The organism is Pseudomonas sp. P7758, assembly GCF_013386485.1.
In the GTDB taxonomy this organism is placed as follows: Bacteria; Pseudomonadota; Gammaproteobacteria; order Pseudomonadales; family Pseudomonadaceae; genus Aquipseudomonas.
Genome location: NZ_JACARS010000158.1, coordinates 1 through 17,944, shown reverse-complemented (window position 1 = coordinate 17,944; position 17,944 = coordinate 1). Strand labels below are relative to the sequence as shown.

Sequence of the window (17,944 nt, the reverse complement as noted above, 5' to 3'; positions counted from 1 at the left end):
TACGGCGTGCACGCCGTAGAAGCATTGCTGCGTCACCACCCGAAACGCGTCAAGCAGGTGTGGTTGGCAGAAGGCCGCAGTGAGCCGCGTGTTCAAGCGCTGGTCGAACTGGCCAATCAGAACAAAGTTGCCATCGGCCAGGCCGAGCGGCGCGAGATGGACGTCTGGGTCGAAGGCGTTCACCAGGGCGTGGTAGCCGACGTCAGTCCAAGCCAGGTCTGGGGCGAAGCGATGCTCGACGAGCTGCTCGACCGCACCGAAGGCGCACCGCTGTTGCTGGTGCTCGACGGCGTGACCGATCCGCACAACCTCGGCGCCTGCCTGCGTTCGGCGGATGCTGCCGGTGCGTTGGCGGTGATCGTGCCTAAAGACAAGTCGGCAACCTTGACGCCTGTCGTGCGTAAAGTCGCCTGCGGTGCGGCGGAAGTGATTCCGCTGGTGGCCGTGACCAACCTGGCGCGTACCCTGGAGAAACTCCAGCAGCGCGGCCTGTGGGTCGTGGGTACGGCGGGGGAGGCTGAGGTCAGCATTTATGACCAGGACCTCACCGGCCCGACCATCCTGATCATGGGTGCCGAAGGCAAGGGCATGCGCCGCCTGACCCGCGAGCATTGCGATTACCTGGTGCACCTGCCGATGGCCGGTAGCGTCAGCAGCCTCAACGTTTCAGTCGCAACGGGCGTCTGCCTGTTCGAAGCCCAGCGCCAGCGCGGCGCCAAGGCTAAAGCCAAGAAATAACCAAGTCTGGCGCAGGTCAAAATGTGGGAGGGGGCTTGCTCCCGAATACGGTGTATCAGTCAGTGCATTTGGTGACTGGCACATCGCTTTCGGGAGCAAGCCCCCTCCCACATTTGTTTTTGTGGTGTATGGGGGCTGTTCAAATAATCACCAATCACCTTGCACCCTTTCTCCCCCTTCTCTACAATTGCGCCCCTTGCCTTCATGGCAGGCACGCATGTGCCTCCCTTCGGCAAGATCCATAAGTGTCATTCACTCCTTGTCTGACCGTTTTTGAGCGGCAGGCTACAACCCGTAAGGAGCATTCATGCGTCATTACGAAATCATCTTTTTGGTCCACCCGGATCAAAGCGAGCAAGTCGGCGGCATGGTAGAGCGTTACACCAAGCTGATCGAAGAAGACGGCGGCAAAATCCACCGTCTGGAAGATTGGGGCCGTCGTCAACTGGCCTACGCAATCAACAATGTTCACAAGGCTCACTACGTGATGCTGAACGTTGAGTGCACTGGCAAGGCCCTGGCCGAGCTGGAAGACAACTTCCGCTACAACGATGCAGTGATCCGTAACCTGGTCATCCGTCGCGAAGAAGCCGTTACCGGCCAATCCGAGATGCTCAAGGCTGAAGAAAACCGCAGTGAGCGCCGTGAGCGTCGCGACCGTCCTGAGCACGAAGGCGCTGAAAGCGCTGATAGTGATGACAGCGACAACAGCGATAACGCTGACGAGTAATCCACGGACCTTTTAAGGAGCCTATCAAATGGCACGTTTCTTCCGTCGTCGTAAATTCTGCCGCTTCACCGCTGAAGACGTGAAGGAGATCGATTACAAAGATCTCAACACTCTGAAAGCCTACGTATCCGAGACCGGCAAAATTGTTCCAAGCCGCATCACCGGTACCAAAGCTCGTTATCAGCGTCAGCTGGCCACCGCTATCAAGCGCGCCCGCTTCCTGGCCCTGCTGGCCTACACCGACAGCCACGGCCGCTGAGACCGGGCAGTCGACAAGTAGTAAGGGATTGAATGCATGCGCGCCTTAGCTGAGTTCATCATGCGCGGTCGTGTGCAGGCCACTCTGGTAGTGGCTGGATGTGCAGCATTGCCGTTGTTGTATTGGTTGGGTGCTGCCGCGGGTTGCCTTGTGCTTCTGCGGCGCGGTTTGAAGGACGCCCTTGGCGTTCTTGCCCTGGGAATACTGCCGGCCTTGGTCTGGTGGTTGAAATTCGATGATCCACGGGTACTTCTGGTACTGCTCGGTTCATCGACCCTTGCGTTGGTTTTGCGCGCAAGTGAGTCCTGGGTCCGTACGCTGCTGGTCAGCGTGGCATTGGGGTTGGTGTATTCACTGGCGCTTGGCGCGGCTTTCCGCCCGCAAATCGAGGCGCTGGCGCAGGAGATCATCAAGATCCTGCCGCTGGCCCTCGGGGATCTCTACCAGCAGTTATCGGTAGAGGAGCGAGCGCGCTTTGCGTCAGTGGTTGCACCGATGCTTACCGGCCTGATAGCGGCACTGTTGCAGATTGTCAGCTTGCTGAGCCTGATTCTTGGGCGTTACTGGCAGGCGTTGTTGTATAACCCGGGTGGTTTTGGTCGCGAGTTTCGCAGTATCAGAATCCCCGCTGGACCGGCGATGTTGCTGCTGGCGTTCATGGTGGTCGGGCCGACTTTTGGCCTGGCGCTGTTGGTGCCGTTGTGCAGCGTACCGCTGGTATTCGCCGGCCTGTCCCTGATTCATGGGCTGGTGGCGCAAAAGCGACTGGGCAGATTCTGGCTGGTGGGGTTGTACGTGACGCTGTTGCTGTTCATGCAGCTGATCTATCCGTTACTCGTGGTCTTGGCCATTGTCGACGGCCTGATTGATTTTCGCGGTCGTCTGGCGCCGAAAGACGCCGATAACGCGAACGGTGAAGGTTAAAAGTTAGAGGATTTTCACATGCAACTGATCCTTCTGGAAAAAGTCGCCAACCTGGGCAACCTGGGCGACAAAGTGAACGTTAAGGCCGGCTACGGTCGTAACTACCTGCTGCCATACGGCAAAGCCACCGCTGCAACCGCTGCCAACCTGGCTGCGTTTGAAGAGCGTCGTGCTGAGCTGGAAAAAGCAGCAGCAGACAAAAAAGCTTCGGCCGAAACTCGCGCTGCCCAACTGGCTGAGCTGGAAGTGACTATCACTGCCACCGCCGGTGACGAAGGCAAGCTGTTCGGTTCGATCGGCACCCACGACATCGCTGATGCACTGACCGCCTCCGGCGTTGAAGTGCAGAAGAGCGAAGTTCGTCTGCCGAACGGCACCATCCGCAACGTTGGCGAATTCGATGTAGCCGTGCACCTGCACGCTGAAGTCGAAGCAACCGTACGCGTTGTTGTGGTAGCAGCTTAAGCAACACCTAACTGACTGGCACCTCGCGTGCCAGGCAGTTAACATCGGGCACGATCCTGTTCACAGGTCGTGCCTTTTGTTTTTCTGTAGCCCCAGATTCTCCAACTATTCCAAGTGGCCATGAACGATATCTCCGCTCCTGAGCAATATGACCTGCAAACCGCTGCCCTGAAGGTGCCGCCGCATTCCATCGAGGCCGAACAGGCCGTGCTCGGTGGCTTGATGCTGGACAACAACGCCTGGGAACGCGTGCTGGATCAAGTCTCGGACGGCGATTTCTACCGTCATGACCACCGCCTGATCTTCCGCGCCATTGCCAAGCTGGCCGACCAGAACTCACCGATTGACGTGGTGACCCTGGCCGAGCAATTGGACAAGGAAGGCCAGACGTCCCAAGTGGGCGGCCTGGGTTACCTGGGCGAGCTGGCGAAAAACACGCCATCGGTTGCCAACATCAAGGCCTATGCACAGATCGTCCGTGCGCGGGCCACGTTGCGCCAGTTGATCGGCATCGCCACCGAGATCGCCGACAGCGCGTTCAACCCGGAAGGCCGCACTGCCGAAGAGATTCTCGACGAAGCCGAACGGCAGATCTTCCAGATCGCCGAGGCCCGGCCGAAAACCGGCGGCCCGGTCAGCGTCAACGACTTGCTGACCAAGGCCATCGACCGTATCGACACCTTGTTCAACACCGACAACGCCATCACCGGCCTGTCCACCGGCTACACCGACCTCGACGGCATGACCAGTGGCCTGCAGCCAGCCGACTTGATCATCGTCGCCGGCCGTCCGTCCATGGGTAAAACCACCTTCGCCATGAACCTGGTGGAAAACGCCGTGTTGCGCAGCGACAAGGCCGTACTGGTTTACTCCCTGGAGATGCCAGGCGAATCGCTGATCATGCGTATGTTGTCGTCCCTGGGCCGCATCGACCAGACCAAGGTGCGTGCCGGCCGCCTGGAAGACGACGACTGGCCGCGGCTGACCTCGGCGGTCAACCTGCTCAACGATCGCAAGCTGTTTATCGATGACACCGCGGGCATCAGCCCGTCGGAAATGCGCGCGCGTACCCGACGCCTGGTGCGTGAGCACGGCGATATTGCCCTGATCATGATCGACTACCTGCAGTTGATGCAGATCCCGGGTTCCAGCGGCGACAGCCGGACCAACGAGATTTCCGAGATTTCCCGCTCGTTGAAAGCCCTGGCCAAGGAATTCAACTGCCCGGTGGTTGCCCTGTCGCAGCTCAACCGATCTCTTGAGCAGCGTCCGAACAAACGCCCGATCAACTCCGACTTGCGGGAATCCGGAGCGATCGAGCAGGATGCTGACGTGATCATGTTCGTATACCGGGACGAGGTGTATCACCCGGAAACCGAGCATAAAGGCATCGCTGAAATCATTATCGGTAAACAGCGTAACGGGCCAATCGGCACCACGCGCCTGGCCTTCATCGGTAAATACACCCGCTTCGAGAACCTGGCGCCGGGCAGCTATAACTTCGAAGACGAGTAAAAGCGCTGCCCGCCAATTCCGACTGCAAAGGTCGGAATTGGTCAAATTTTGTGCTATATTCCGCGCCCGCGATTTTTCATCTCAACACCGGTCACCGTCATGCAAACAGCCAAGCCGTTATTTGACTATCCCAAGTACTGGGCCGAATGTTTCGGTCCTGCGCCATTCCTGCCGATGAGCAGGGAGGAGATGGATCAGCTTGGCTGGGATTCATGCGACATCATCATCGTCACCGGTGACGCGTACGTGGACCATCCGTCGTTCGGCATGGCAATCATCGGCCGGCTGCTGGAGTCCCAGGGCTTTCGCGTCGGGATCATTGCCCAGCCCAACTGGCAGTCCAAAGACGACTTCATGAAGCTCGGCGAGCCGAACCTGTTCTTCGGCGTCGCGGCCGGCAACATGGACTCGATGATCAACCGCTACACCGCCGACAAGAAAATCCGCTCCGATGACGCCTACACCCCAGGCGGCATGGCCGGCAAACGTCCGGACCGCGCGAGCCTGGTCTACAGCCAGCGCTGCAAGGAAGCCTACAAGCACGTGCCGATCGTGCTCGGCGGCATCGAAGCCTCCCTGCGCCGCATCGCCCACTACGACTACTGGCAGGACCGTGTACGCAACTCGATCCTGATCGACGCCTGCGCCGATATCCTGCTGTACGGCAACGCCGAGCGGGCCATCGTCGAAGTCGCCCAGCGCCTGTCGTGGGGCCACAAGATCGAAGACATCACCGACGTGCGCGGCACCGCGTTCATTCGTCGTGACACGCCTGAAGGCTGGTACGAGGTGGACTCCACCCGTATCGACCGTCCGGGCAAGATCGACAAGATCATCAACCCGTACGTGAATACCCAGGACACCCAGGCCTGCGCCATCGAGCAGGAAAAGGGCCCGGTGGAAGATCCGGAAGAGGCCAAGGTCGTACAGATCCTGGCAAGCCCGCGCATGACCCGTGACAAGACCGTGATCCGTCTGCCGTCCGTGGAAAAAGTCCGTGGCGACTCGGTGCTGTATGCCCACGCCAACCGCGTGCTCCACCTGGAAACCAACCCGGGCAACGCCCGCGCGCTGGTACAGAAGCACGGCGAAGTGGATGTGTGGTTCAACCCGCCGCCCATTCCCATGACTACCGAAGAAATGGACTACGTGTTCGGCATGCCTTACGCCCGTGTTCCACACCCGGCGTACGGCAAGGAAAAGATCCCGGCCTACGACATGATCCGCTTCTCGGTGAACATCATGCGTGGCTGCTTTGGCGGCTGCACCTTCTGCTCGATCACCGAGCACGAAGGCCGGATCATCCAGAACCGTTCCGAAGAGTCGATCATTCGCGAAATCGAAGAGATCCGCGACAAGGTGCCAGGCTTCACCGGCGTCATTTCCGACCTCGGCGGCCCGACCGCGAACATGTACCGCATTGCCTGCAAGAGCCCGGAAATCGAATCCGCGTGCCGCAAGCCATCCTGCGTGTTCCCGGGCATCTGCCCGAACCTGAACACCGACCACTCGTCGTTGATCCAGCTGTACCGCAGCGCCCGTGCGTTGCCGGGTGTGAAGAAGATCCTGATCGCTTCCGGCCTGCGCTACGACCTCGCGGTCGAGTCGCCGGAGTATGTGAAGGAGCTGGTGACCCACCACGTCGGTGGTTACCTGAAGATCGCCCCGGAACACACCGAGGAAGGTCCGCTCAACCAGATGATGAAACCGGGCATCGGCAGCTATGACAAGTTCAAGCGCATGTTCGAGAAGTACACCAAGGAAGCGGGCAAGGAGCAGTACCTGATTCCTTACTTCATCGCGGCCCACCCGGGCACCACCGATGAAGACATGATGAACCTGGCCCTGTGGCTCAAGGGCAATGGCTTCCGCGCCGACCAGGTGCAGGCGTTCTACCCGTCGCCAATGGCCACCGCCACGGCGATGTACCACTCGGGCAAGAACCCGCTGCGCAAGGTCACCTACAAGAGCGACGCGGTGACCATCGTCAAGAGCGAAGAACAGCGCCGCCTGCACAAGGCCTTCCTGCGCTACCACGATCCGAAGGGCTGGCCGATGCTGCGTGAAGCATTGACTCGCATGGGCCGTGCAGACCTGATCGGGCCGGGCAAGGAGCAACTGATCCCGTTGCACCAACCGTCCACCGACAGCTACCAGAGCGCCCGTCGCAAAAACTCGACGCCGGCTGGCAGCCACAAGGTTGCGAAGGAAACCACCACCAGGATCCTCACCCAGCACACCGGCCTGCCGCCGCGTGGCAGTGATGGCAGCAACCCTTGGGACAAGCGCGAGCAAGCCAAGGCCGCGGCCATGGCGCGCAACAAGCAGGCCGCCAAGGAGCGCACCGACGCCGCCAAGGGCAAAGGCAAGAAGCCAGCCCGCAAGCCGGTGGTGCCGCGTTGATCGCAGCCTGAAACGCAAAACGCCAGCCTCGTGCTGGCGTTTTGCTTTCTAGCGGGTGGGTAGCCTGTTTGTTAAGGTGGCGCCCATTCGAGCGCCATCGCAGGCAAGCCAGCTCCCACATGTGACCGGGTTTCAGCATGAGAATGCGGTCGAATGTGGGAGCGGGCTTGCTCGCGAAAGCGCCAGTTCAGACACCACCCATTTCAAGGAAGAACACCCCCATGAGCAGCCCCCTGCTTGGCATCGGCATGGACTCCAACCGCTCCCAGTTCATGGCCCGCCAGCGCATCGAAAGCCAGATCAACCTGCCACGCCTGTTTGCCGCCATCGACGCCGACCCCGGCATCGTGGGGGCGGGTGTGGTGTATATCGATGCCGACTTCAACATCGTGACCCTGCGTGAATTCAAACCCCTCTGCAGCATTAAGCCCAAGCGCGTGATTCTGCGGGAGGCGCAGAAGTACATTGCCCCCACGCAATTTGCTGAACATGTTGTGAGTAATCCGCGCGAATCCCGCCTGATTGGTGAGGCCGTGAATACCGGCATTTCTTGTTTTGGCGCCGTCATCAGTTGGGCGGCTATTGCCAGCGGAACCATTTTGGTTCCATTCAGCGCCGGCGCGAGTTCGGTCATCGTCGTGGTCGGATACGCGGCTGCTGGTGCAAGCGCACTCCAGTGTTTCAATGGCATTACTCGAACGGTACTCGAGGTGGCAAGGCCAGAGGGAAATGATTGGCTCGACAGCGAGGCGTGGTATCAGAACACCTCAACGGTTTTGGACGCAGTATCGTTAGCTGGAGTGGGTGCCTCCGCCCTGACGACAATAAAACTTGTCAATGTCGCGAAGGCGGCCACAGGCAAGACGTTGCGCGAAGTGCTTCGTGGCTTGAATCGACAAGAAAGAGCGAAGCTCACAAAAGAACTGCTGACCATCAATGACCCTCGCCTCACATCGAAGATGCTCAAGCTCAAGCAGTTGTCGGGCGAACTGCCCAAGCGTTTTACCCCGACCCAACTTAAACACAGTACCAAAACCCAGATTAAAGACGCCTTAGGCGCAACGGCGGGCCTTATAGGGAGTGCTTACACGGGCAACGTAAAAACCATCGCATTGGGGTTGTATGAGGAGGTCGGAGAATGAGCGAGCTGATGACGCTTCGTGATTTTTTCAGGCATTACTTCCTTACTTTTATCGGTGGTGTATTTGCGGCCTATTTTTCTTTGGGCTTCGCTACAGCGCTTTCCTTTGCGACCTATTTTCGTGATTCGCCTCTCGCTGGCGGCTTGGGCTTTTCGATCATGCTCATCGGAGCATTGCTGATCCTGTTAACGGTCCATAGCAATTTCATGATTTTGCGCGGGCGCCCGTCGTGGGTGTGGGTAATGGTGGGTATTTACTTCGCCTGCTTTCTGTTTGTGCTTCCCATGATTCAGTACGCGCCGCACGCCGTTCTTTATGGCCTGGCGTTGGTTTTTCCGCTGTTTGGCCTCTTGATACTCAACAGCTCTGTTCAGCGAGATATGCGCATTAAACTCGTAGGAATTCGCCACATTCGACAGTCTTTGAAGACCAAGAGCCGAACCCGATAGGTATCAGGACATCACTCCTGTCGATTTTTATCAGGGAATCGAGCAATGAACCAAGCACCGAGCATTCGCGGTTTTCTATCTCGGTATTTTCCTGTTTTCATGGGGGCGATATTGGCATCGGTATTTTCCCTGGCCTTTGCGGTGCCATTGTTTTTTGAAAGCTATTTCCGGGATCTTTCTGTGGCCGATACCGCTAAGTACTCCTTTATCTGCGGAATCGCTTTAACGATGGTCATCGTGCACTGCAACTTCATGATTGCGCGCGGGCACCCGCAATGGGTCTGGCCACTGGTGGTGTTACTGGGGCTTTGTTTCGCGTGTGTGCTGCCCACTATCGTGTATCAGCCGCATGCGTTCATTTATGGCGTGAGCGTGCTTTTACCCTTACTTGCACTGCTATTGCTTAACAGCAAGCGCCACCGCGAAATGCGCCAGAAACTGGTCGAAGTGCGCCACCTGCGTGAAGCCGTGATCGCCAGGCACAAAGCCCGTTGACTGGGTAGATTCACCACCCACCCTCACACTCCCGCCACAAATATGTGCAACCCTCGCACCACGACGGCAGCCATCGCGCCGTTTTGGTGCTGTACTGCACCGGGTCCCACGATAAAGCGCAATGACCACTGCTCTGGCATAAGTCTTGCGCGCTTTGTTTCCATGCCCTGGCTCGCAGGAGGCCGCCGTGTCGATTCATGTCGCGTTGCACCACGTTACGCATTACCGCTACGACCGCGCGGTCGAACTCGGCCCACAGATTGTTCGTCTGCGTCCGGCGGCCCATAGCCGCACGCGGATTCTTTCCTACGCGCTGAAGGTGCTGCCGGAACAGCACTTCATCAATTGGCAACAAGATCCCCAGGGCAATTACCTGGCGCGTCTGGTGTTCCCGGAAAAAACTGACGAGCTACGCATCGAAGTCGACCTGGTCGCGGAGATGGCGGTATTCAATCCGTTCGATTTCTTTCTGGAACCCTACGCCGAAAAAATCCCTTTCAGCTACGCCGCCGATGAGCAGCGCGAGCTGGCGCCGTACCTCGAAACATTGCCGCTGACCCCGAGATTCGCCGCGTATCTGGCGGGTATCGACCGCACGCCGTTGCCGGCGGTGGATTTCCTGGTGGGCCTGAATCAGCGCCTGGCCGCCGATATCGGCTACCTGATCCGCATGGAGCCGGGGGTACAAACTCCGGAATTCACCCTGGAAAACGCCTCCGGTTCCTGCCGGGATTCGGCGTGGTTGCTGGTGCAACTGCTGCGTAATCTCGGTTTGGCGGCGCGATTTGTGTCGGGCTATCTGATCCAGCTGACTGCCGACGTCAAAGCCCTCGACGGCCCGTCCGGCACCGAGGTGGATTTCACCGACCTGCACGCCTGGTGCGAAGTCTATTTGCCTGGCGCCGGCTGGATCGGCCTCGATGCCACCTCCGGTTTGTTCGCCGGTGAAGGTCATATCCCGTTGGCCTGTAGTCCTGATCCTTCTTCCGCGGCGCCCATCAGCGGCCTGGTGGAACCCTGCGAGTGCGAATTTACCCACGAGATGTCCGTGGAACGGATTTGGGAAGCGCCCAGGGTTACCAAGCCCTACACCGAAGAGCAGTGGCTGGCGATCCAGGCCCTGGGCCGGCAGATCGACGGTGACCTGCACAAGGACGACGTACGCCTGACCATGGGCGGCGAACCCACCTTCGTTTCCATCGACGACCCCGACGGGGCGGAATGGAACACCGCCGCCCTGGGCCCGGACAAACGCCGGCTGTCCGCCGAGCTGTTCCAGCGCATGCGCAAGCACTACGCACCCAAGGGCCTGGTGCATTTCGGCCAGGGCAAGTGGTACCCCGGCGAGCAACTGCCGCGCTGGTCTCTCAACTGCTACTGGCGCCGCGACGGCGTGCCGATCTGGCACAACAGCGCGCTGATCGCCGATGAGCAGCAAAGCTACGGTGCCGATGGCGTGATGGCCGGGCGTTTTCTGGCCAGCGTTGCCGAGCGCCTGAAACTGCCCGCGCAGTTTGTATTCCCGGCCTACGAAGACAATTTCTATTACCTGTGGCGCGAAGGCGCCTTGCCGCAAAACGTCAGCGCCGAAGATCCGCGCCTGGAGGACAAGCTTGAGCGCGAGCGCCTGCGCAAGGTCTTCAGCCAAGGCCTGGATAAAGTCATCGGCCAGGTGCTGCCGCTGGCGCGCACGGCGGCCAATGACCGCTGGCAGAGCGGGCGCTGGTACCTGCGGGACAACCATTGCCGCCTGGTGCCGGGCGATTCACCGTTGGGTTATCGCCTGCCACTGGCCTCGCAACCGTGGGTAACGGCGGCGGACTATCCGTTCGTGCACCCCACCGATCCCAATCAGGACCTGGCAGACCTGCCGACCACCTCACAACTGCAAAGCCATGGCGAGGCAGCTGCCAGCCAAGACCGTATCCCGAAGATCGACGAGTCTGCCGACTGGCTGACCCGCACCGCCCTGTGCGCCGAGGCACGGGACGGCCGCTTGTACCTGTTCATGCCGCCGCTGGAACGGGTCGAGGATTACCTGGAACTGGTGGCCGCCATCGAAGCCACCGCCGAAGAACTGCATTGCCCGGTGTTGCTGGAAGGTTATGAGCCGCCGAGCGACCCACGCCTGAGCAACTTCCGGGTGACGCCGGATCCGGGTGTGATCGAGGTCAACGTGCAGCCGTCCGCCACCTGGGACGAGTTGGTGGAACGCACCGAGTTTCTCTACGAAGAAGCCCGGCAAACCCGCCTCACCACAGAAAAATTCATGATCGACGGGCGCCACACCGGCACCGGCGGCGGTAACCACTTTGTGCTCGGTGGCGCTACGCCCAAGGATTCGCCGTTCCTGCGGCGTCCCGATCTGCTGCGCAGCCTGATCAGCTATTGGCATAACCACCCGTCGCTGTCCTACCTGTTTTCCGGCCTGTTCATCGGCCCGACTTCCCAGGCACCACGGGTCGACGAAGCGCGCAACGATGCGTTGTATGAGCTGGAAATCGCCTTCGCGCAGATGCCCGAAGCGGGCGAAGAATGCCCGCCATGGTTGGTGGACCGCCTGCTGCGCAACCTGCTGATCGACGTCACTGGCAATACCCACCGCGCCGAGTTCTGCATCGACAAGCTCTACTCGCCGGACGGTGCCACCGGCCGCCTGGGCCTGCTGGAATTGCGTGCCTTTGAAATGCCGCCCCACGCCCGCATGAGCCTGACCCAGCAGTTGCTGCTGCGGGCACTGGTCGCGCGGTTCTGGCGTGAACCCTATGCGCCGCCGAAGCTGGCGCGCTGGGGCACAGAGCTGCACGACCGCTTCCTGCTGCCGCACTTTATCGAGCAGGATTTTGCCGACGTGATCGTCGAGCTGAACGCTGCCGGTTATCCGCTGCGGGCCGAATGGTTTGCCGCGCACCTGGAGTTCCGTTTTCCCAAGGTCGGTGACTACGCCGTCAGCGGCATCGAACTGGAATTGCGCCAGGCCCTTGAGCCCTGGCATGTGCTGGGCGAAGAGGGCGCGGTGGGCGGTACGGTGCGTTACGTGGATTCGTCCCTGGAGCGCCTGCAGGTCAAGTTGAGTGGCCTGCCGCCCCAGCGTTACCTGCTGACCTGCAATGGCATCCCGGTGCCGCTGCAACCCACCGGGCGCGTCGGCGAGTTTGTGGCTGGCGTGCGTTATCGCGCCTGGCAACCGGCCAACTGCCTGCAGCCAACGATCCCGGTGCATGCGCCACTGGTGTTCGATCTTTTGGATACGTGGATGCAGCGCTCGCTGGGCGGTTGCCAGTACCATGTGGCCCATCCGGGCGGGCGCAATTACGACAGCCTGCCGGTGAATGCCAATGAAGCTGAAAGCCGGCGGATGGCGCGGTTTTTCCGCTTGGGACACAGCCCCGGGAAATTGCCGGTGCCGAGTGTGGTGATCAATGATGAATTGCCGATGACCCTGGATTTGCGGCGCTTCCCCAATAAGAATGACTAAATGCGATTCAAAATGTGGGAGCAGGGTTTGTGTGGGAGCTGGCTTGNNGCAAGCCAGCTCCCACACAAGCCTGCTTGCACACTGGATTTGCAGTGTTTGTAAATTAATCTGACTTCCCTTGCCTCTGCCGAGCGTTCCATGCCCGACTTGCTCGACCGTTACCCGCTGACCGCGGGCACTTATCACGAACTGCTGGACGACAGCGGCGCGGTTCGCGCCCATTGGCAGCGGCTGCTCGATCACTTGCAACGCAGCACCCCGGCGCAACTGGCCCAGCGCCAAGCCTTGCTGACTCGGCAGATCCAGGAAAACGGCGTGACCTACAACGTCTACGCCGACCCCAAGGGCGCCGATCGCCCCTGGGAGCTGGACCTGCTGCCCCACGTGCTGGCCGCCGATGAATGGAAGCAACTCTCCGCCGGCATCGCCCAGCGTGCGCGCCTGCTGAACGCAGTACTGGCCGACCTCTACGGCCCGCAACGCCTGATCGCCGAAGGCTTGCTGCCGGCAGAACTGGTGTTCGGCCATAACAATTTCCTGTGGCCGTGCCAGGGCATCCAGCCGCCCGACGGCGCGTTCCTGCACCTGTACGCCGTGGACCTGGCGCGTACGCCGGATGGCCGCTGGTGGGTCACCGCCGACCGGACCCAGGCCCCGTCCGGCGCCGGTTATGCTTTGGAAAACCGCACCATCGTGTCCCGCGCCTTCCCGGACCTTTACCGCGACTTGCAGGTGCAGCACCTCACCGGGTTCTTCCGCACCCTGCAGGAAACCCTGGCCCGCCAGGCGCCGAGCGACGACCAGCCACCGCTGATCGTGCTGCTGACCCCGGGCCGTTTCAACGAAAGCTATTTCGAGCATCTGTACCTCGCCCGCCAGCTTGGCTACCCGCTGGTGGAAGGCGGCGACCTGACCGTGCGCGACGCCACGGTGTACCTCAAGACCCTCAGCGGCCTGCGCCGGGTGCACGCGATCATGCGCCGCCTGGACGACGACTTCTGCGACCCGCTGGAACTGCGCACCGACTCGGCCCTCGGCGTGCCCGGCCTGCTGGATGCCGTGCGCCAGGGCAATGTGCTGGTGGCCAACGCCCTGGGCAGTGGCGTGCTGGAATCCCCTGGCCTGTTGGGATTTCTGCCGAAGATCAATCAATTCCTGTTTGGCGAAGAGCTGATCCTGCCGTCCATCGCGACCTGGTGGTGCGGTGAGCCGCCGGTGCTGGCCGAAGCCCTGGAGAAACTGCCGGAGCTGCTGATCAAGCCGGCGTTTCCGTCGCAAAGCTTTACCCCGGTATTTGGCCGCGACTTGAACGACGAACAACGCGAGGCCCTGGCTGAGCGCATGCGCGCGCGGCCTTACGCCTATGTCGCCCAGGAACTTGCGCAGTTGTCCCAGGCGCCGGTCTGGCACACCGTTGACGATCACCTTCAGCACCGCGCCATCGGCATGCGTGTGTACGCCGTAGCCAGCGCCGACGGTTATCGGGTACTGCCCGGTGGCCTGACCCGTGTGGCCGCCGATGCCGATGCCGAAGTGGTGTCGATGCAGCGCGGCGGTGCGAGCAAGGACACCTGGGTGCTCGGCGAACGTGCCCATGGCACCGAGCAATGGCGCGCCCAACGGGCCATCGGCGCCCATGACCTGGTGCGGCGTGATCCGTACCTGCCGTCGCGGGTGGTGGAAAACCTGTTCTGGTTTGGCCGTTATTGCGAGCGCTGTGATGACAGTGCGCGCTGGTTGCGGATCGTCCTCGCCCGCTATGTCGACGGAGACGACCCGTTGGCGCTGCAGGCGGCGGTTGAACTGGGTGAGAACCTGCGACTGTTGCCGGAGGAGGGCGAGTTGCCTGAGCGGCTTCAGGCGGCGTTGCTCGGTGACGACTGGCCGTCGAGCCTGCGGGCCAACTTGCAGCGCTTGCAGTGGGCGGCGTCCCAGGTGCGCGGCAAGCTGTCCCGGGAAAACTGGCAGGCGCTGGTGGAGTTGCAGCGCGAAGCCCTGGAGCTGGAAAGCGAAGAGCCGGACTTCGGCGAACTGCTGGATTTCCTCAACCGCCTGGTGATGTCCCTGGCCGCGCTGTCGGGCTTTGCCCTTGACGACATGACCCGCGACGAAGGCTGGCGCTTCCTGATGATGGGCCGGCGCATCGAGCGCCTGCAGTTTCTCAGCAGCAGCCTGGCGGCGTTCCTGCGCGGCGTGGCGGTGTTCGATCAGGCCGGGCTGGAGTGGTTGCTGGAACTGGGCAACAGCAGCATCACCTATCGTTCGCGCTACCTTGCGGTGCCGCAGCTGATTCCGGTGCTGGACCTGTTGCTGCTGGATGAGCAAAACCCCCACGCAGTGCTGTTCCAGCTGAAACTGGTGAGCCGCACCTTGCGTCGCTTGAATGACGATTTCGGCGTGCCCCGGGAAACCGGGTTGGCGCCGTTGGTGGAGCGCCTGGCGCGCTTTGACCTGGGCTGCCTGGAGAACCCGCTGTTCGGCGAGTCCAGTGTGCGCGCTGCGCTGGACGGCCTGGCCGACCTGCTGCAAGCGGTGGCCGATGAAAGTGGGCAAGTCTCGGATCGCCTGGCCTTGCGCCATTTTGCCCATGTGGACGATGTCAGCCAGCAAACGGTGTCTGTGTGATGAGTGCCCGCTACCAGATTTTCCACGATACCCACTACCACTACGACAGCCCGGTGTCCCTGGCCCAGCAGCTGGCGCACCTGTGGCCGCGGCCTTGCGCCTGGCAGCGCTGCAGCTCGCAGCAACTGGAGATCAGCCCCGAGCCGACCTCGCGCCGGGATGAACTGGATGTGTTCGGCAACCCGATCACCCGGCTGGCATTCGAGCGGCCCCATGATGAACTGCTGGTGAACGCCGGGCTGACAGTGGAGGTGTTGGCGCGGCCGCTGCTGGATTTCAGCCTGTCGCCGGCCTGGGACCAGACCCGCAACGGCCTGACCTACAGCAGCCAGCCGCTGTCGGCCGAAGTGATCGAGGCGTGCCGCTATCGGTTCGAATCGCCCTATGTGCATTTGAAGAAAAGCTTCGTCGAGTTCTCCGAAGACTGTTTCCCGGCCGGTCGTCCGTTGCTGTTGGGTGTGCAGGCGCTGATGCAGAAGATCTTCAGCGAATTTACTTTCGATGCCGAAGCCACCCAGGTCGCCACGCCGTTGGTGGAAGTGCTGGAGCGCCGGCGCGGCGTGTGCCAGGACTTCGCCCACCTGATGCTCGCATGCCTGCGTTCCCGGGGCCTGGCGGCGCGGTATATCAGTGGTTACCTGCTGACCCAGCCACCGCCCGGCCAACCACGGTTGATCGGCGCGGATGCGTCCCACGCGTGGGTGTCGGTGTTTTGCCCGGTGTCGGGTTGGGTGGATTTTGACCCGACCAACAATGTGCAGCCGGCACTGGAACACATCACCCTGGCCTGGGGCCGGGACTTTTCCGATGTTTCGCCGTTGCGGGGGGTGATTCTGGGGGGAGGGAGCCATGACCCGGAAGTGCGGGTGACGGTGATGCCGCTGGAGTAATGCACAAGATCGTTCCCACGCTCCGCGTGGGAATGCCTGTTGTGACGCTCTGCGTCACCCTGCACATATCTCAAATCGGGACGCGGAGCGCCCCAGGATGCATTCCCACGCGGAGCGTGGGAACGATCACCTATTCAGCGTCTTTCGGTGCTTCGGTTTCGTCTGTAGCCACTGTACCTTCAGCATCCGGGTTCAGTGCACCGGCTTCTTCGTCGGCTGCAATTTTCTTGCGCTGCAGCTTTTCCTCTTTCTTCTGCTCTTTGGCCAAGTCTCTCTGACGTTTGGCGAAGGAGTAATTAGGTTTTGCCATGGGCGATCCTCTGGGGTCGAAGGTGAGGTTGAGCGGCGCGTATTCTGCCTTTAATCGCGTCCCAAGGGTTAATCGGGTTTTTGGTCCACCCATTTGGGCAGGACCAGCGGTTGCCAGGCATCCAGTACGTCAAGCAGCTCAGCCGGCGATTCGCTGATTTGCAGCATGGCACGATGCGGTGCCCGGACGAAGCCTTCGCCGACGATATGATCAAGAAAATCGGTCAACTTGCGGTAAAAACCGTTCACTTCGAGCAAACCCAGCGGTTTGCCGTGGTAGCCGAGCTGGCCCCAGGTCCAGACTTCGAACAGTTCTTCCAGGGTGCCCAGGCCGCCCGGCAGCGCAATAAAGGCGTCGCTCAGTTCGGCCATGCGTGCCTTGCGGGCGTGCATGCCGTCGACCACTTCCAGGCGGGTCAGGCCTTTGTGGCCGATTTCGAGGTTTTTCAGGCTTTCGGGAATAATTCCGATCACCTCGCCGCCGGCTTCCAGCGCCGCATCGGCGACGATACCCATCAGGCCCACGGCGCCGCCGCCGTACACCAGGGTCAGCTTGCGCTCGGCCAGCGCGCGCCCGAGGGCCACGGCTGCTTCACGGTAGGCCGGGTTGGTGCCGCTGCTGGCACCGCAAAACACACAGACAGACTTCAAGGACATACCTGACTCCACTCAGTTGTGGCTAAAGAGTAAAGGCTGGCTTGCGTCTCTCAAAGGATTAAACCTCGCGTTGAGGTGTTTCGCAGGTGCCGCTGGCACCACAGGCATAGGCGGCAAGCAGGCTGCGGAACAGACTATTGAGGTGCATGGCTGGGACTCCGGAAGGGTGATGGACCGATCATAGGCCGGCACCCGCACTTTGGCCGGTAGATTGTGTCGATGAGTCTGATAGCCTAAAGTTGTATACAATCTGTTGATACAGATCATATGAAGTCCTGCCTGACTCAGGCACCCTTGTCGCGATATGCGTTTTTTAAACCCTGCCCTGGAGATTCACATGTTTGCCAAACTCGTTGCTGTTTCCCTGCTGACTCTGGCTAGCGGCCAGTTGCTTGCTGCAGAGTGCAAGGTCACTGTCGACTCCACTGACCAGATGTCCTTCAACACCAAGGCCATCGAAATCGACAAGAGCTGCAAGACGTTCACCGTTGAGTTGACCCACTCCGGCAGCTTGCCGAAAAACGTCATGGGCCATAACTGGGTGCTGAGTTCCGCCGCCGACATGCCTGGCATCGCCAGCGACGGCATGGCTGCCGGCATCGACAAGAACTACCTGAAAGACGGTGACACCCGCATCATCGCCCACACCAAGATCATCGGTGCCGGCGAGAAAGACTCCGTGACCTTCGATGTGTCGAAGCTGGCGGCAGGCACTGACTACGCGTTCTTCTGCTCGTTCCCAGGCCACATCTCGATGATGAAAGGCACTGTGACCCTGAAGTAAGCAATCTTCAGGCAAAAAAAAGCGCCCTTCGGGGCGCTTTTTTTGCCTGTAGGCAGGCTGCTCTTGTGGCGAGGGAGCTTG

General features: G+C 60.7%; 16 protein-coding genes. 14 read left to right on the top strand and 2 right to left on the bottom strand.

The features are described from left to right. From rlmB to HX873_RS27920, 13 genes are all read left to right on the top strand, one after another. The coding region (gene rlmB, locus HX873_RS27980; RefSeq protein WP_177123511.1) for a 23S rRNA (guanosine(2251)-2'-O)-methyltransferase RlmB at positions 1 to 738 on the top strand (738 nt) is incomplete at its 5' end. A gap of 307 nt (positions 739 to 1,045) precedes the next feature. After that, positions 1,046 to 1,468, top strand: coding sequence for a 30S ribosomal protein S6 (rpsF, locus tag HX873_RS27975; RefSeq protein WP_003217491.1), 423 nt, complete (start codon positions 1,046 to 1,048; stop codon positions 1,466 to 1,468). A 28-nt stretch (positions 1,469 to 1,496) separates the two neighbouring features. After that, complete coding sequence (gene rpsR / locus HX873_RS27970; RefSeq protein ID WP_002551829.1) at positions 1,497 to 1,727, top strand: 30S ribosomal protein S18; 231 nt, start codon at positions 1,497 to 1,499, stop codon at positions 1,725 to 1,727. 36 nt (positions 1,728 to 1,763) lie between these two features. After that, a complete protein-coding gene (locus HX873_RS27965; RefSeq protein WP_003217488.1) occupies positions 1,764 to 2,651 on the top strand; it encodes a hypothetical protein in 888 nt (295 codons plus the stop codon). A gap of 18 nt (positions 2,652 to 2,669) precedes the next feature. Beyond that, the gene (gene rplI / locus HX873_RS27960) at positions 2,670 to 3,116 is read left to right on the top strand and encodes a 50S ribosomal protein L9 (RefSeq protein WP_003171376.1); all 447 of its coding nucleotides are present in this window, start codon (positions 2,670 to 2,672) and stop codon (positions 3,114 to 3,116) included. A 120-nt stretch (positions 3,117 to 3,236) separates the two neighbouring features. Continuing rightward, positions 3,237 to 4,631 (top strand): replicative DNA helicase, encoded by a 1,395-nt coding sequence (dnaB, locus tag HX873_RS27955; RefSeq protein ID WP_003217484.1) that lies wholly within the window; start codon positions 3,237 to 3,239, stop codon positions 4,629 to 4,631. Positions 4,632 to 4,730: 99 nt separating this feature from the next. Then, the gene (locus HX873_RS27950) at positions 4,731 to 7,034 is read left to right on the top strand and encodes a YgiQ family radical SAM protein (RefSeq protein WP_008439091.1); all 2,304 of its coding nucleotides are present in this window, start codon (positions 4,731 to 4,733) and stop codon (positions 7,032 to 7,034) included. Between the two features lie 221 nt (positions 7,035 to 7,255). Beyond that, the gene (locus HX873_RS27945) at positions 7,256 to 8,176 is read left to right on the top strand and encodes a hypothetical protein (protein ID WP_008439090.1); all 921 of its coding nucleotides are present in this window, start codon (positions 7,256 to 7,258) and stop codon (positions 8,174 to 8,176) included. After that, complete coding sequence (locus HX873_RS27940; protein WP_008439089.1) at positions 8,173 to 8,625, top strand: hypothetical protein; 453 nt, start codon at positions 8,173 to 8,175, stop codon at positions 8,623 to 8,625. Before HX873_RS27945 ends, HX873_RS27940 begins: the two co-directional genes overlap by 4 nt. A gap of 45 nt (positions 8,626 to 8,670) precedes the next feature. Further along, on the top strand, positions 8,671 to 9,120 hold the full coding sequence (locus HX873_RS27935; protein ID WP_177123510.1) for a hypothetical protein: 450 nt from the start codon (positions 8,671 to 8,673) through the stop codon (positions 9,118 to 9,120). A gap of 187 nt (positions 9,121 to 9,307) precedes the next feature. Further along, entirely contained in the window at positions 9,308 to 12,598 is a 3,291-nt protein-coding gene (locus HX873_RS27930) for a DUF2126 domain-containing protein (RefSeq protein ID WP_003217475.1), read from the top strand. 138 nt (positions 12,599 to 12,736) lie between these two features. Then, positions 12,737 to 15,223: a circularly permuted type 2 ATP-grasp protein gene (locus HX873_RS27925; RefSeq protein ID WP_102604264.1), complete on the top strand. Its 2,487-nt coding sequence runs from the start codon at positions 12,737 to 12,739 to the stop codon at positions 15,221 to 15,223. Continuing rightward, positions 15,223 to 16,113 (top strand): transglutaminase family protein, encoded by an 891-nt coding sequence (locus HX873_RS27920; RefSeq protein WP_003217471.1) that lies wholly within the window; start codon positions 15,223 to 15,225, stop codon positions 16,111 to 16,113. The genes HX873_RS27925 and HX873_RS27920 overlap by 1 nt, the downstream gene beginning before the upstream one ends. Positions 16,114 to 16,243: 130 nt before the next feature. Here the strand turns inward: HX873_RS27920 and HX873_RS27915 are convergent, their stop codons facing one another. Together HX873_RS27915 and HX873_RS27910 are read right to left on the bottom strand one after the other, a co-directional pair. Next, positions 16,244 to 16,423, bottom strand: coding sequence for a hypothetical protein (locus HX873_RS27915; protein ID WP_003217470.1), 180 nt, complete (start codon positions 16,421 to 16,423; stop codon positions 16,244 to 16,246). Between the two features lie 68 nt (positions 16,424 to 16,491). Beyond that, positions 16,492 to 17,079, bottom strand: a complete 588-nt coding sequence (locus HX873_RS27910; protein ID WP_177123509.1) for a TIGR00730 family Rossman fold protein — start codon at positions 17,077 to 17,079, stop codon at positions 16,492 to 16,494. 337 nt (positions 17,080 to 17,416) lie between these two features. Here HX873_RS27910 and azu point away from each other — a divergent pair, with 337 nt between their 5' ends. Then, entirely contained in the window at positions 17,417 to 17,863 is a 447-nt protein-coding gene (gene azu, locus HX873_RS27905) for an azurin (protein ID WP_008439083.1), read from the top strand. Positions 17,864 to 17,944: the final 81 nt, after the last annotated feature.